The 14763-nt window shown below is 63.3% G+C and carries 13 protein-coding genes; 9 read left to right on the top strand and 4 right to left on the bottom strand.

Features of this window, described 5'->3' with window-relative positions; all coding sequences use genetic code 11:
* Positions 1 to 63 precede the first annotated feature (63 nt).
* Both pap and LU684_RS19535 read left to right on the top strand, forming a co-directional pair.
* Positions 64 to 1557 (top strand): polyphosphate:AMP phosphotransferase, encoded by a 1494-nt coding sequence (gene pap, locus LU684_RS19540; RefSeq protein WP_016485341.1) that lies wholly within the window; start codon positions 64 to 66, stop codon positions 1555 to 1557.
* 209 nt (positions 1558 to 1766) lie between these two features.
* Entirely contained in the window at positions 1767 to 2729 is a 963-nt protein-coding gene (locus LU684_RS19535) for a DMT family transporter (protein ID WP_016485342.1), read from the top strand.
* Positions 2730 to 2904: 175 nt separating this feature from the next.
* Here LU684_RS19535 and LU684_RS19530 read toward each other — a convergent pair whose 3' ends face one another.
* Positions 2905 to 4299, bottom strand: coding sequence for a class II fumarate hydratase (locus LU684_RS19530; RefSeq protein WP_016485343.1), 1395 nt, complete (start codon positions 4297 to 4299; stop codon positions 2905 to 2907).
* Positions 4300 to 4453: 154 nt separating this feature from the next.
* On the opposite strand from LU684_RS19530, the gene LU684_RS19525 reads away from it, so the two are divergent.
* The 7 genes from LU684_RS19525 to LU684_RS19495 all read left to right on the top strand — a co-directional run bounded on the left by LU684_RS19525 (position 4454) and on the right by LU684_RS19495 (position 12441).
* Positions 4454 to 4978, top strand: a complete 525-nt coding sequence (locus LU684_RS19525; protein ID WP_016485344.1) for a DUF2059 domain-containing protein — start codon at positions 4454 to 4456, stop codon at positions 4976 to 4978.
* A gap of 10 nt (positions 4979 to 4988) precedes the next feature.
* A complete protein-coding gene (locus LU684_RS19520; RefSeq protein WP_023047764.1) occupies positions 4989 to 5285 on the top strand; it encodes a BolA family protein in 297 nt (98 codons plus the stop codon).
* 228 nt (positions 5286 to 5513) lie between these two features.
* Entirely contained in the window at positions 5514 to 6446 is a 933-nt protein-coding gene (gene trhO / locus LU684_RS19515; protein ID WP_016485346.1) for an oxygen-dependent tRNA uridine(34) hydroxylase TrhO, read from the top strand.
* Between the two features lie 3 nt (positions 6447 to 6449).
* Entirely contained in the window at positions 6450 to 7082 is a 633-nt protein-coding gene (locus LU684_RS19510; RefSeq protein WP_145913253.1) for a DsbA family protein, read from the top strand.
* Positions 7075 to 8907, top strand: a complete 1833-nt coding sequence (locus LU684_RS19505) for an ABC transporter ATP-binding protein (protein WP_016485348.1) — start codon at positions 7075 to 7077, stop codon at positions 8905 to 8907. Before LU684_RS19510 ends, LU684_RS19505 begins: the two co-directional genes overlap by 8 nt.
* A gap of 261 nt (positions 8908 to 9168) precedes the next feature.
* A complete protein-coding gene (locus LU684_RS19500) occupies positions 9169 to 11625 on the top strand; it encodes an EAL domain-containing protein (protein WP_023047426.1) in 2457 nt (818 codons plus the stop codon).
* 30 nt (positions 11626 to 11655) lie between these two features.
* A complete protein-coding gene (locus tag LU684_RS19495; RefSeq protein WP_023047425.1) occupies positions 11656 to 12441 on the top strand; it encodes a TenA family transcriptional regulator in 786 nt (261 codons plus the stop codon).
* Between the two features lie 125 nt (positions 12442 to 12566).
* Here the strand turns inward: LU684_RS19495 and LU684_RS19490 are convergent, their stop codons facing one another.
* From LU684_RS19490 to ubiG, 3 genes are read right to left on the bottom strand one after another with little or no spacing between them, the layout of a single operon-like run.
* Positions 12567 to 13307, bottom strand: a complete 741-nt coding sequence (locus LU684_RS19490; RefSeq protein ID WP_016485351.1) for a YciK family oxidoreductase — start codon at positions 13305 to 13307, stop codon at positions 12567 to 12569.
* A gap of 21 nt (positions 13308 to 13328) precedes the next feature.
* Entirely contained in the window at positions 13329 to 14000 is a 672-nt protein-coding gene (gene mupP / locus LU684_RS19485; RefSeq protein WP_016485352.1) for an N-acetylmuramic acid 6-phosphate phosphatase MupP, read from the bottom strand.
* Positions 14001 to 14002: 2 nt separating this feature from the next.
* Positions 14003 to 14701 (bottom strand): bifunctional 2-polyprenyl-6-hydroxyphenol methylase/3-demethylubiquinol 3-O-methyltransferase UbiG, encoded by a 699-nt coding sequence (ubiG, locus tag LU684_RS19480; RefSeq protein WP_012271034.1) that lies wholly within the window; start codon positions 14699 to 14701, stop codon positions 14003 to 14005.
* Positions 14702 to 14763 lie beyond the last annotated feature (62 nt).

Below are 14763 nucleotides of genomic sequence, written 5' to 3'. Positions count from 1 at the left end.
AGAGGTCAGTACAGGCAGAAATGAAATCCGCTAGTCTTGCTTATCCATTGAAGGAGCCAGTGCATGTTCGAATCCGCCGAAATCGGCCACAGCATCGACAAGGAGGCTTACGACGCCGAGGTACCCGCTTTGCGCGAGGCCCTGCTCGAAGCCCAGTACGAACTCAAGCAGCAGGCGCGCTTCCCGGTGATCGTGCTGATCAACGGCATCGAAGGCGCCGGCAAGGGTGAGACGGTAAAACTGCTCAACGAGTGGATGGACCCGCGCATGATCGACGTGCTCACCTTCGACCAGCAGACCGACGAAGAGCTGGCCCGCCCGCCCGCCTGGCGCTACTGGCGGGCTTTGCCGCCCAAGGGGCGGATGGGCGTGTTCTTTGGCAACTGGTACAGCCAGATGCTGCAGGGGCGGGTGCACGGGGTGTTCAAGGATGCCGTGCTTGATCAGGCCATCATGGGCGCCGAGCGCCTGGAGCAGATGCTGTGCGATGAAGGTGCACTGATCATCAAGTTCTGGTTCCACCTGTCCAAGAAGCAGATGAAGGCCCGGTTGAAGTCGCTCAAGGACGACCCGCTGCACAGCTGGAAGATCAGCCCGCTGGACTGGCAGCAGTCGCAAACCTACGACCGCTTCGTGCGCTTTGGCGAGCGCGTACTGCGCCGCACCAGCCGCGATTATGCGCCGTGGCATATCGTTGAAGGCGTAGACCCGAACTACCGCAGCCTGGCGGTGGGGCGTATCTTGCTGGACAGCCTGCAAGCCGCGCTGGCCAACAACCCCAAGGGCAAGCACCAGGGCAACGTGGCACCGCTGGGCCGCAGTATCGACCAGCGCAGCCTGCTCGGCGCCCTGGACATGACGTTGCGCCTGGACAAGGCTGACTATCAGGAGCAGTTGGTCACCGAACAGGCCCGCCTGGCCGGCCTGCTGCGCGACAAGCGTATGCGCCGGCACGCCTTGGTGGCGGTGTTCGAAGGCAACGATGCTGCCGGCAAGGGCAGTGCCATCCGCCGCGTGGCGGCAGCGCTGGACCCGCGCCAGTACCGCATCGTGCCGATTGCCGCGCCCACCGAGGAAGAGCGCGCGCAGCCCTACCTGTGGCGGTTCTGGCGGCATATTCCAGCACGCGGCAAGTTCACCATCTTCGATCGCTCCTGGTATGGCCGGGTGCTGGTGGAACGGGTGGAAGGCTTTTGCAGCCCGGCGGACTGGATGCGCGCCTACAGTGAGATCAACGACTTTGAAGAACAGTTGGTGAATGCCGGCGTGGTGGTGGTGAAGTTCTGGCTGGCGATCGACCAGCAGACCCAGCTGGAGCGCTTTCAGGAGCGTGAGCAAATCCCGTTCAAGCGCTACAAGATCACCGAGGACGATTGGCGCAACCGCGACAAGTGGGACGACTACACCCAGGCGGTGGGCGATATGGTCGACCGGACCAGCAGCGAAATTGCGCCCTGGACGCTGGTGGAGGCCAACGACAAGCGCTGGGCGCGAGTGAAGGTGCTGCGCACTATCAATGAGGCGCTGGAGGCAGCGTTTGCCAAGCACAAGAAATAGGCCGGGTGCTGGTCTTGGGATTTTTTTGCGCCCGTGACATCGAGCGCCGCGCGGGCGGCGCTTGATGTCACGGGCGCAAAAGCTCGCAAGCCCCAGCCATGCCCCAAAAGAATGACCTGATGAATTCTTTTCTCGGCACCCACCCCCGTCACTGCCCTCCAAGCCCGTAGAATTCAATCACCCCCACCACGGGCTTGACCGAGGACACTATGCACACCACTTCCGGCCGCTGGAGCTATGGCCTGTTCCTGGCACTTCTGACCGCGCTGCTCTGGGGCATCTTGCCGATCAAGCTCAAGCAGGTACTGCAGGTGGTCGACCCGATCACCGTCACCTGGTACCGCCTGCTGGTTTCAGGTGGCCTGCTGTTTGCCTGGCTGGCAGCCCAACAGCGCTTGCCCTCGTTCACGCGCCTGGCCCCCAGGGGCAAAGGCCTGGTAGTGGTGGCTGTGCTTGGCCTGATGGGCAACTACGTGCTGTACCTGATCGGCCTCAACCTGCTCAGCCCCGGTACCGCGCAACTGGTGGTGCAGGTCGGCCCGGTGCTGTTGCTGGTGGCCAGCGTGTTTGTGTTCCGTGAGCGCTTCAGCCTGGGGCAGGGGGTGGGCCTGCTGATTCTGCTGGCGGGTTTTGGGCTGTTCTTCAACCAGCGCCTCGAAGAGCTGCTGACCTCACTGGGTACCTACACCACCGGCGTGCTGACCATTCTGCTGGCCACCAGCATCTGGGTGTTCTATGCCCTCAGCCAGAAGCAACTGTTGACCGTGTGGCATTCACAGCAGGTGATGATGGTGATTTACCTCAGTTGCGCTGCGCTGCTCACGCCTTGGGTACACCCACTGGAGGCGTTGCAGCTGACCCCGGTGCAGGGCTGGCTGTTGCTGGCCTGTTGCCTGAATACGCTGGTGGCCTACGGCGCGTTCGCCGAGGCGCTGGCGCACTGGGAGGCGTCGCGGGTCAGTGCCACCCTGGCGCTGACCCCGCTGGTGACGTTCGTTGCGGTGGCGGTGGCGGCAGGGGTGTGGCCGGAGTACGTGCAGGCCGAAGACATCAATGCCCTGGGCTATGTAGGGGCGGTGACCGTGGTGTGCGGCTCGGCGCTGGTGGCGCTGGGGCCATCGCTGGTGGCCAGTTGGCGTGCCCGCAAGGCGCGATTGGCCCAGTTTCACTGAGCGTTTTGTGGGAGCGGGCTTGCCCCGCGAACACCGGCGAAGCCGGTGCCTTGCACCGCGCGGTCCCTTTCGCGGGGCAAGCCCGCTCCCACAGGTTCACCACGGGGCTGAATGTTGTGCTACCCCTGTGGGAGCGGGTTTACCCGCGAAGGGGCCAGCACAGGCTATAGATGACTCAGCCCTTGCCACCCGGTGCCAGCATGTTCTCCGGCCGTACCCATTGGTCGAACTGCTCATTGGTCAGGTACTTCAGCTCCAGTGCAGCCTCGCGCAGGGTCTTGCCCTCGCTATAAGCCTTCTTGGCAATTTCCGCCGCCTTGTCGTAGCCAATATGCGGGTTCAATGCCGTTACCAGCATCAAGCCACGCTCCAGGTGCGCGGCCATCTGCTCGGCATCGGGCTCGATGCCCGCCACGCAGTGCAGCTGGAAGTTGCGGCAGCCATCGGCCAGCAGTTCGATCGACTGCAACAGGTTGTGGATGATCACCGGTTTGAACACGTTCAGCTGCAAATGCCCCTGGCTGGCGGCAAAACCGATGGCCGCGTCGTTGCCCAACACCTGGCAGGCCAGCATCGACAGCGCCTCGCACTGCGTCGGGTTGACCTTGCCTGGCATGATCGAGCTGCCCGGTTCGTTGGCTGGCAGGCGCACTTCGGCCAAACCGGCGCGCGGGCCGGAGCCCAGCAAACGCAGGTCGTTGGCGATTTTCATCAGCGCCACGGCCAGGGTTTTCAGGGCGCCCGCCAGGCTGGTGAGTGGTTCGTGGCCGGCGAGGGCGGCGAACTTGTTCGGCGCCGTGACAAAGGGTAGCCCGGACAGCGCCGCCAGCTCGGCGGCGATGGCTTCGGCAAAACCGTGCGGGGCATTCAGCCCGGTACCTACGGCGGTGCCGCCCTGGGCCAGTTCGCACACTGCCGGCAGGGTGGCGCGGATGGCGCGCTGGGCATAGTCGAGCTGGGCGACGAAGGCAGACACCTCCTGGCCGAAGGTAATCGGTGTGGCGTCCATCATGTGGGTGCGGCCAGTCTTTACCAGCTTTTGGTGGCGCCCCGACAGCTCGGCCAGCCCCGACGACAGTTCGGCGATGGCGGGCAACAGGTGCGCGTGCACCGCCTGCGCAGCAGCAATGTGCATGGCAGTCGGGAAGCAATCGTTGGAACTTTGCGAGCGATTGACATGATCGTTGGGGTGTACTGGCGCTTTGCCGCCGCGGCCTTTGCCGGCCAGTTCGTTGGCGCGCCCGGCGATCACTTCGTTGACGTTCATGTTGCTTTGCGTGCCGCTGCCGGTCTGCCAGACGACCAACGGGAACTGGTCGTCGTGCTGGCCACCCAGCACTTCGTCGGCGGCTTGTTCGATCAGCCGGGCGATGTCGGCCGGCAGGTCGCCGTTGCGGTCGTTGACGCGTGCCGCGGCCTTCTTGATCAGCGCCAGGGCGTGCAGCACCGCGATGGGCATGCGCTCCTTGCCAATGGCGAAGTTGATCAGCGAGCGCTGGGTTTGCGCACCCCAGTAGGCGCCTTCAGGAACTTCGACCGGGCCCAGGCTGTCTGTCTCGATACGGCTCATTCTGTACTCACTCCTGTGTAGTTCGAAATCGCAGTTTAGGCCTTGATTCGACCGAGCGGTTCCGTCGCTCGTCGTGCCACTTGAGCACATCGCCACCACGGCGCAGAATGCTCTACTCTGAGGTACCCGCCTCCCTCTCCTTGAAGGAAATGCAATGACCCGTCTCCGTGTCCTTTGTGCCGCCGTTGCCCTGGCTTGCGCCAGCGGCCAGGTGCTCGCTGCCACCGCCAGCCATAACGCTGCTGCCGAGAAATTCCTGACCCTGGCCAACGCCGACAAGCTGGGCACCCCGGTGTACATGCAGGTCCAGCAGATGTTCGCCCAGCGCTTTGCCCAGACCAAGGCCCCGGCCGCCAAGCAGCCGGTGCTGGAAAGCTACCAGGCCAAGGCCAACGCCGCGCTGGACAACGCCATCGGCTGGAACAAGCTGAAGCCGAAGATGGTCGACCTGTACACCCAGACCTTCACTGAACAAGAGCTGAAAGACCTGGTCAAGTTCTACGAATCGCCGCTGGGCAAGAAAGTACTGCGTGAAATGCCCAAGGTTACCCAGCAGTCGGCCCAGTTGACCCAGCAGAGCCTGGAGCCAGCAGTGCCGGTGGTGAACAAGCTGCTGGAAGACATGACCAAGGAACTGGACCCTAACGCAGGCAAGGCCGCCGTTCCTGCCAAGAAGTGAGCACGCCGCGATGACCATGCAACAGCGCATTGAACAACAGCTGGGTGCCTTGGCGCCGCAGCACCTGCAAGTGCTCGACGAAAGCCACATGCACAGTCGTGGTCAGGAGACCCACTACAAGGCAGTGATCGTCAGCGAGCAGTTTGCCGGGTTGAACAGCGTCAAGCGCCACCAGAAGGTGTACGCCACCATGGGTGAGCTGATGCAGCAGATCCATGCCCTGGCCATCCATACCTACACCGCAGAAGAGTGGGCCAAGGTCGGCGCAGCGCCGGCCTCGCCGGTGTGTGCCGGCGGCGGGCACTGAAACCTTTCTGTTGTTCTGGTAGAATCCTGCAAAATCCGGGGGCCGCTTTGCGGCCCTTTCGCGGCACAAGGCCGCTCCCACAGGAACCGCACTCGCCATCGGGTTACGCGGTCCCTGTGGGAGCGGCCTTGTGCCGCGAAAGGGGCGCAAAGCGCCCCCATGCTTTTTTCAATACCTGTCAAACCCGGTCCGCCCCTTACGAGGGCAACCACCTGGAGAACCTGTTTCATGTCACAACCCATCGTCGTCGCGGCGCTGTACAAGTTCGTCACCCTGCAAGACTACGTAGAGCTGCGCGAACCGCTGCTCAAGGCCATGCTCGACAACGACGTCAAAGGCACCCTGCTGCTGGCCCACGAAGGCATCAACGGCACTGTGTCGGCCACCCGCGAAGGCATCGACGGGCTGCTGGCCTGGTTGCGCAACGACCCGCGCCTGGCCGATGTCGACCATAAAGAATCGTACTGCGACGAGCAGCCGTTCTACCGCACCAAGGTCAAGCTCAAGAAAGAAATCGTCACCCTCGGCGTACCAGGCGTGGACCCGAACCAGGCGGTCGGCACCTATGTCGAACCCAAGGACTGGAACGCGCTGATCAGCGACCCGGAAGTGCTGCTGATCGACACCCGCAATGACTACGAAGTGGCCATTGGCACCTTCAAGGGCGCGGTGGACCCCAAGACCGAAACCTTCCGCGAGTTCCCGGAGTACATCAAGGCCAACTTCGACCCCAGCAAGCACAAGAAAGTGGCCATGTTCTGCACCGGCGGCATTCGTTGCGAAAAAGCCTCCAGCTACATGCTCGGTGAAGGCTTCGAGGCGGTCTATCATCTTAAGGGCGGCATCCTGAAGTACTTCGAAGAAGTGCCTCAGGAAGAAAGCCTGTGGGACGGCGACTGCTTCGTCTTCGACAACCGCGTCACGGTGCGCCATGACCTGACCGAAGGCGAGTACGACCAGTGCCACGCCTGCCGCCACCCGATCAATGCACAAGAGCGCGCGTCCGAGCACTATTCGCCAGGTGTCAGCTGCCCGCATTGCTGGGACACCCTGAGCGAGAAGACCCGGCGCAGCGCCATCGACCGGCAGAAGCAGATCGAGCTGGCCAAGGCCCGCAACCTGCCGCACCCGATCGGTTACAACTACAAAGCCGAGGCTTGATGCATGTCTGCCCGCCTGATCTATGTGATGGACCCGATGTGCTCCTGGTGCTGGGGGTTCGCGCCGGTAGCCGCCGCCCTGATCGCCCAGGCGCGTGAGGCGGGCGTTGCCACCCGCGTGGTGCCGGGCGGGTTGCGCACCGGCGGCAGCGCGCTGGACAGCTCCACCCGCAAGTACATCCTCGAACACTGGCAGGCGGTGGCTGACGCCACCGGCCAGCCTTTTCGTTTCGAGGGGGCCATGCCTGACGGCTTCGTCTATGACACCGAGCCGGCCTGTCGCGCCCTGGTCACCGCCCGCGAGCTTGACGCCGAGCGCGTCTGGCCGCTGCTGGCGCTGATCCAGCGTTCGTTCTACGAGCAGGGCGTGGACGTGACCACTGCGCCACAGCTGGTCGAGCTGGCCTCGCAATGCGGCTTCGACCGCGCCGTGTTTGCCGACACCTTCGCCCGCGCCGATACCCGAGCCGCCACCGCAGCCGATTTCAGCTGGGCCCAGGACCTGGGTATCGCCGGCTTCCCGACCCTGCTGGCCGAACGCAATGGCCAGCTGGCGCTGCTGACCAACGGCTACCAGCCGCTGGAGCGCCTGCAACCCTTGCTCGGCCGCTGGCTGCAGCAGGCCGCCTGTGCTTGATGTGCCGGGGTCACCCGACCCGGTGCCGGGCAAGCCTCATGCTGCGGGCGATCGACTGAGCTGGGCGGAAATCCGCCGCCTGGCCCTGCATCACAAGAAAAACCTCTGGTCTGCCAACCTCATCGCCGTGCTGGCGGCTTGCTGCAGTGTGCCCATCCCGTTGCTGTTGCCCCTGCTGGTGGACGAAGTGCTGCTGGGCCATGGCGATGCCGCCCTGAAGTGGATGAACCACCTGCTGCCATCCAGCTGGCAGGTGGCAGCCGGTTATATCGGGCTGATGCTGGCGCTCACCTTGTGCCTGCGCCTGGCTGCCCTGGCATTCAACGTGCTCCAGGCCAAGTTGTTTGCCGGTTTGGCCAAGGATATCGTCTACCGCCTGCGCATCCGCCTGATCGAGCGCCTCAAGCGCATTTCGCTGAAGGAATACGAAAGCCTGGGCAGTGGCACGGTCACTACCCATCTGGTCACCGACCTGGACACCCTTGACAAGTTCGTTGGCGAAACACTCAGCCGTTTCCTGGTGGCCATGCTGACCTTGACCGGCACAGCGGCGATCCTGATCTGGATGCACTGGCAGCTGGCCTTGCTGATCTTGCTGTTCAACCCGCTGGTGATCTACTTCACCGTGCAGTTGGGCAAGCGCGTCAAACACCTTAAAAAGCTTGAGAACGACAGCACCGCGCGTTTTACCCAGGCGCTGACGGAAACCCTTGATGCTATCCAGGAAATCCGTGCAAGCAACCGCCAGGGCTACTTCCTTGGTCGCTTGGGCCTGCGCGCCCGCGAGGTGCGTGATTACGCCGTAGATTCCCAGTGGAAGAGCGATGCCAGTGGCCGAGCCAGTGGCTTGTTGTTCCAGTTCGGCATCGACATCTTCCGCGCCGCGGCCATGCTGACCGTACTGTTCTCCGACCTTTCCATCGGCCAGATGCTGGCGGTGTTCAGCTACCTGTGGTTCATGATCGGGCCGGTGGAGCAATTGCTCAACCTGCAATATGCCTACTACGCCGCGGGAGGTGCGCTGAGCCGCCTCAACGAGCTGCTGGCACGCGATGACGAGCCGCAGTACCCGGCCGCCAGCGACCCGTTCGCCGGCCGCGAGACGGTGGGCATCGAAGTGCGCGACTTGCGCTTTGCCTATGCTGACGAGCCGGTGCTGGAAAACCTCGACCTGTCCATCGCCCCGGGGGAAAAGGTGGCGATTGTCGGCGCCAGTGGTGGCGGCAAGAGCACCCTGGTGCAACTGCTGCTTGGCCTTTACAGCGCCCAGGCCGGGACCATCCGCTTTGGCGGTGCCAGCCTGCAGGAAATCGGCCTGGAAACCCTGCGCGAAAACGTCGCGGTGGTGTTGCAGCACCCGTCGCTGTTCAACGACACCGTACGCGCCAACCTGGCCATGGGCCGCGACTGCAGCGACGAGGCGTGCTGGCAGGCGCTGCGCATCGCCCAGCTGGATGCCACCATCGCCGCCTTGCCACAGGGCCTGGACAGTGTGGTGGGGCGTTCCGGCGTGCGCTTGTCTGGCGGGCAGCGCCAGCGCCTGGCCATTGCCCGCATGGTGCTGGCCGAGCCCAAGGTGGTCATTCTCGACGAAGCCACCTCGGCCCTGGACGCCGCCACCGAGTACAACCTGCACCAGGCCCTGGCGCGCTTCCTCAGCGGCCGCACCACGCTGATCATCGCCCACCGGCTGTCGGCGGTGAAGCAGGCCGACCGGGTGCTGGTGTTCGATGGCGGGCATGTGGCCGAAGATGGCGACCACCAGCAGCTGATTGCCGAGGGTGGGTTGTACGCCAAGCTTTATGGGCACTTGCAGCAAAGCTGAATTTCAGGTGCCTTGTGCCGTCGCTGTGGGAGCGGCCTTGTGTCGCGAAAGGGCTGCAAAGCAGCCCCGGCAATTTCAGCATCAACCTTTAAATTCGGCGGCCGCGTCGCGGCCCTTTCGCGACACAAGGCCGCTCCCACAGCGTGCGTGCAAATCCTGCGATTCCCTGTCATAAAAAACCCCGTCACGTTGATGGCAGATGGCCTACGCTGTGCTTGTCTGGGTCGATTTGCGCCTTATCTGCTCTGTGACAGGGACTCCATGAAGGGACATCGCACACTCGAAGCGCCAAAGTTGCTCGGCATCACTTGGCCCTTCATCGCCGTTGTGGTCTTCCAGGTGGCACTCGGTAGCCTCAGCCTTTATACGCTGTCGGCCGTGCGTGCCTATGTCGCGGGCGAAAGCCTGTGGTCCAAGGCGCAGAAAGACGCCATCTATTACCTGAACCTGTACGCCGACACCCGCGACGAAAGCACCTACCAGCGTTATCGCCAGGCCATTACCGTGCCCCAGGGTGACCACCAGCTACGCGAGGTGCTTGACCACCCCAGCCCCGACCTGGCTGCCGCGCGCCAAGCTGTGCTGCAAGGCGGCAACCACTCTAACGATGTCGAACGGATCATCTGGTTCTACCGTAACTTTCGCAACATCAGCTACATGCAGACAGCCATCGACTACTGGGACATCGGCGACGACTACCTGGCCAAGCTCGATGTACTGGCCGGCGAGATGCGCCAAAGTTTTGCCAATGGCCCGGTCGACGCCCAGGCAGTCAACGCCTGGAAAGCCCGCATCGTCACCATCAACGAAGGGGTCACGCCGGCGGCCAAGGCGTTCAGCGATGCCTTGGGCGAAGGCTCGCGCATGTTGCTGCGGGTGCTGCTGATCACCAACCTGCTGACAGCGATGTTCCTCATTACCATTGCCTGGCGCCGCTCCAGCAAGCTGCTGGCCCAGCGGCAGGCATTTGCCAGCGCACTGCAGGAAGAAAAAGAGCGGGCCCAGACCACGTTGCAGGCCATTGGCGATGCGGTCATTACCACCGACGTGGATGGCTGCATCGGCTACATGAACCCAGCCGCCGAGCAACTGACGCATTGGCAGTCTGGCCAGGCCCAGGGCTTGCCGTTGTCGGCGCTGTTCAGCCTGGTGGACGAGCAGGCCGAGGAAGATGGCCGCAGCCTGGTCGAGCAGGTACTGAGTGGCAGCCTCAAGGGCGGCGCCGAGCATGCCCGGCTGATCCAGCGCCTGGATGGCAGCACCGTGTCGATCAACCTGGTGGGCTCGCCGATCGTCAGTAACGGCCAGCTCAGTGGCATCGTCCTGGTGCTGCATGACATGACCCAGGAGCGGCAGTACATCGCCAACCTGTCCTGGCAGGCTACCCATGACGCCCTGACCGGGCTGGCCAACCGCCGTGAGTTCGAATACCGCCTGGAGCAGGCGCTGAACGGCCTGGCGCGCCAGGCCGGGCGGCATTCGCTGATGTTCCTTGACCTTGACCAGTTCAAGCTGGTGAACGACACCTGCGGGCATGCCGCTGGCGACGAATTGTTGCGGCACATCTGCGCTGTGCTGCAATCGGGCCTGCGCGAAGGCGATACCCTGGCGCGGCTGGGTGGCGATGAGTTTGGCGTGCTGCTGGAAAACTGCCCGCCCGAGCAGGCCGAGCGCATTGCCGAGCAGTTGCGCCAGATGGTGCAGAGCTTGCACTTTGTGTGGAAGGGGCGGCCGTTCGTCACTACGGTCAGCGTCGGCCTGGTGCACATGGCCCAGGCACCTGGCACCCTGGAGGCCTCGCTGCGGGCCGCCGACATGGCTTGCTACATGGCCAAGGAGAAGGGCCGCAACCGCGTACAGGTGTACCACACCGACGACAGCGAGCTGTCCATGCGTTTTGGCGAAATGGCCTGGATCCAGCGCTTGCACGTGGCTCTGGAAGAAAACCGCTTCTGCCTCTACGCACAGGAAATAGCGCCGCTGAAAGCCTTTGAAGGCCCAGGCCATATCGAAATCCTGCTGCGCCTGCACGACGAAAGTGGCCGCACCATCCTGCCCAGCAGCTTCATTCCTGCGGCCGAGCGCTACGGCCTGATGAGTGCGCTGGACCGTTGGGTGGTGCGCAATGTGTTCCAGGTTGTGCGCCAATGCCTGGACGAAGGCCGCGAAGGGCCGCTGTCGACCTGCGCGATCAACCTGTCAGGGTCGAGCATTGGCGATGACAAGTTCCTTGAATACCTGCAGCGGTTGTTTGTCGAGTATGCCATTCCGCCGCGGATGATCTGTTTCGAAATCACCGAAACCAGCGCAATTGCCAACCTGGGCAGTGCCATTCGCTTCATCAACGAGTTGAAGGGGCTGGGCTGCCGCTTTTCGCTCGATGACTTCTGCGCCGGCATGTCGTCGTTCGCCTACCTCAAGCATTTGCCGGTGGATTACTTGAAGATCGACGGCAGTTTCGTCAAGGACATGCTCGACGACCCGATCAACCGGGCCATGGTCGAGGTCATCAACCACATCGGCCATGTCATGGGTAAACGCACTATCGCCGAGTTCGTCGAAACACCCTTGATCGAGCAGGCCCTGCAGGAAATAGGCGTGGATTACGCCCAGGGTTACCTGATCGAGCGCCCCCAGGTGTTCACCTGTGACAGTCTGCAGCGCCAACGGATTGCCGCCCGGCCTCTGTTGCAGCGGGCACCTGGCACATTTCGCTAGCGAGAAATCACAAGGATCAAGGAGCTGAAAGTGATTGATGCATTCGTTCGTATCGGGCCTCTGATGGACCCCGCCAGCTACCCCCAATGGGCCCAGCAACTGATTGAAGACTGCCGGGAGAGCAAGCGCCGGGTGGTGGAGCATGAGTTCTACGCGCGCCTGCGCGACGGCCAGCTCAAGCAGTCGACCATTCGTCAGTACCTGATCGGTGGCTGGCCGGTGGTGGAGCAGTTCTCTCTGTACATGGCCCATAACCTGACCAAGACCCGCTATGGCCGCCATCAGGGCGAAGACATGGCGCGGCGCTGGCTGATGCGCAACATCCGCGTCGAGCTCAACCATGCCGACTACTGGGTGAACTGGTGCCAGGCCCATGGTGTGCACCTGCATGATTTGCAGGCCCAGGAAGTGCCACCCGAGCTGAACGGCCTGAACGACTGGTGCTGGCGCGTGTGCGCCACCGAGAACCTGGCCATTTCCATGGCAGCGACCAACTACGCCATCGAGGGTGCGACCGGGGAATGGTCGGCGGTGGTGTGCTCGACCGATACCTACGCCCAGGGCTTCCCGGAAGACCAGCGCAAGCGGGCGATGAAGTGGTTGAAAATGCATGCTCAGTACGATGATGCGCACCCTTGGGAGGCGCTGGAGATCATCTGTACCCTGGCCGGCGAGAACCCGAGCCTTGGGCTGCGTACCGAGTTGCGCAGGGCGATTTGCAAGAGTTACGACTGCATGTACCTATTCCTGGAGCGGTGCATGCAGCTGGAGAGCCGCCAGCAAGGCCGTTTGCGCCCGGCGTTGGCGGCCGGCTGATCTTTCGCCTGTCCTGGCCCTATCGCCGGCAAGCCAGCTCCCACAGGGATTCCACATTGCCCTGGCCTGTGGTGATCCTGTGGGAGCTGGCTTGCCGGCGATAGGGCCAGGACAGGCAAAAAAGCTTATTGGGCGTTGAGAGCCTGCCCATTCACCTCTTTGCTGTCCGGCCCCATCAGGTACAGATACACCGGCATGATCTCTTCAGGCAGCGGGTTGTTCTGCGGGTTTTCGCTGGGGTAAGCCTGGGCCCGCATCGCTGTGCGCGTGGCGCCCGGGTTGATGCTGTTGGAGCGCACGGGTGCCACGCCTTCCAGTTCGTCAGCCAGGGTCTGCATCAGGCCCTCGGTCGCGAACTTCGACACGCCATAGGCGCCCCAGTAGGCCCGGCCTTTGCGGCCGACGCTGCTGCTGGTGAACACCACCGAGGCGTCTTCCGACAGCTTCAGCAGGGGCAGCAGGGTGCTGGTGAGCATGAAGGTGGCATCGACGTTGATGTGCATCACGCGCATGAAGTTGTCGCCCGACAACTGCTCCAGCGGCGTGCGCGGGCCAATGATCGAGGCGTTGTTCAGCAGGCCGTCCAGGCGGCCGAACTGGTCTTCGATCATCACTGCCAGCTCGTCGTACTGGTGGGGCAGGGCGGTTTCCAGGTTGAACGGGATGACCACCGGTTGCGGGTGTCCGGCGGCTTCGATCTGGTCGTAGACCTCGTTCAGGTTGGCCTCGGTCTTGCCCAGCAGTAGCACGGTGGCGCCCAGTGCAGCGTAAGCCTTTGCGGCCGCGGCACCAATGCCGCGGCCGGCGCCGGTAACCAGGATGACCCGGCCTTGCAGCAGGTCGGGACGGGCGGTGTAGTCGAACATTGTGTATTCCCTGTCTCTAGTTCAGCAGCCACACAGCGCGCTGTCGATCACTTTGCGCAGTTCCAGCGGGTGGTCCACCACCACGTCGGCACCCCAGTTGTTGGGGTTGTCCTCTGGATGAATATAGCCGTAACGCACCGCAGCCGTGCGCGTGCCAGCGTCGCGGCCAGACTCGATGTCGCGCAGGTCGTCGCCAACGAACAGCACGCTGGCAGGGTCCAGGCCCAGGGTGGTGCAGGCCAGGGTCAGCGGCTCGGGGTCAGGCTTGCTGTTCTTCACGTGGTCCGGGCAGATCAGCAGTGCCGAGCGCTCGGCCAGGCCCAGCTGCTGCATGATCGGCTCGGCGAAGCGTACCGGCTTGTTGGTGACCACGCCCCACAGCAGGTTGCCTTTTTCGATGTCAGCCAGCAGCTCGGCCATGCCGTCGAACAGCTTGCTGTGGACCGCGCAGTCGCGTTGGTAGCGCTCCAGAAACTCCAGGCGCAGGGCCTCGAAGCCCTCGGCTTCCGGGTCCATGGCAAACGCAGTGGCAACCATGGCGCGGGCGCCGCCAGAGATCACGCCACGGATCAGGTGGTCGTCAACGGCTGGCAGGCCGCGCTCGGCGAGCATGGCCTGGCAAATGGCGATGAAGTCCGGCGCCGTGTCGAGCAAGGTGCCGTCCATGTCGAAGAGTACTGCTCGCAAACGCATGCTCATTCCTCGCGCAGGGTCTGGATCATGTAGTTGACGTCGACGTCGCTGTTGAGCTTGTAGTGCTTGGTCAGCGGGTTATAGGTGAGGCCAATGATGTCCTTCACCTGCAGGCCGGCATCACGGCTCCAGGCGCCCAGTTCGGACGGGCGGATGAACTTCTTGAAGTCATGGGTGCCGCGCGGCAGCATCTTCAGGATGTACTCGGCGCCGACGATGGCCAGCAGGTAGGCCTTGGGGTTGCGGTTGATGGTGGAGAAGAACACCTGGCCGCCTGGCTTGACCATACGGTAGCAGGCGCGAATCACCGAGGACGGGTCGGGGACGTGTTCGAGCATTTCCAGGCAGGTGACAACGTCGAACTGTTCAGGCATTTCTTCGGCCAGGGCTTCGGCGGTGATCTGCCGGTACTCCACCTGTACGCCCGACTCCAGCTGGTGCAGCTGGGCCACCGCCAGTGGTGCCTCGCCCATGTCGATACCGGTTACCGTGGCGCCGCGCAGGGCCATGGCTTCGCTGAGGATGCCGCCGCCGCAGCCTACGTCCAGCACTTTCTTGCCGGCCAGGCTGGCCCGCTCGTCGATCCAGTTGACGCGTAGCGGGTTGATTTCGTGCAGCGGCTTGAACTCGCTTTCGCGGTCCCACCAACGGTGGGCCAGCGCTTCGAACTTGGCGATTTCGGCGCGGTCGACGTTGCTCATTGAACAGTCCTCTGAAACTTCGCAAAATTGGGCCGGAGTATACCCGAGCGCTCGGCCCCCAG

Source organism: Pseudomonas sp. NMI542_15 (assembly GCF_021283425.1).
GTDB lineage: Bacteria > Pseudomonadota > Gammaproteobacteria > Pseudomonadales > Pseudomonadaceae > Aquipseudomonas > Aquipseudomonas fortuita.
This window is presented reverse-complemented; position numbering and strand designations above follow the sequence as displayed.